General features: G+C 64.2%; 1 pseudogene. It reads right to left on the minus strand.

The window, feature by feature from the left end:
* A pseudogene (locus D7X12_RS41880) lies at positions 1–469 on the minus strand (class I tRNA ligase family protein); the annotation flags it as partial.

The following is a 469-nucleotide window of genomic DNA, read 5'->3' on the forward strand; positions in this document are numbered from 1 at the left end:
GGTGTCGCCCGCGCTGGTGCGTACCACCGACTTGATCGGCAGGCTGTACTTGGTGGCGAATTCGAAGTCGCGCTCGTCGTGAGCGGGGACTGCCATTACAGCGCCATCGCCGTAATGCATGAGCACGTAGTTGGCGACCCAGACCGGCAATTTCTCGCCCGTCAGCGGGTGCTCGACGAACAGCCCGGTCGGCAGGCCTTTTTTCTCCTGGGTGGCGACGTCGGCTTCGGCCACGCTGCCGCCCTTGCATTCGGCGATGAACGCCTGCAGCTCGGGGTTGTTCTGTGCGGCCTGGGTAGCCAGCGGGTGTTCGGCGGCCACGGCAACGTAGGTCGCGCCCATCAGGGTGTCCGGACGGGTCGTGAAGACCTTGAGTGCGCCCGCTTCGCCGATCGAGTCGACGTTGTACGGGAACTGCACTTCCATGCCCTTGGATTTGCCGATCCAGTTGCGCTGCATGGTCTTGACC

Origin of the sequence: Corallococcus sicarius (assembly GCF_003611735.1) — a bacterium.
Taxonomy (GTDB): domain Bacteria; phylum Myxococcota; class Myxococcia; order Myxococcales; family Myxococcaceae; genus Corallococcus; species Corallococcus sicarius.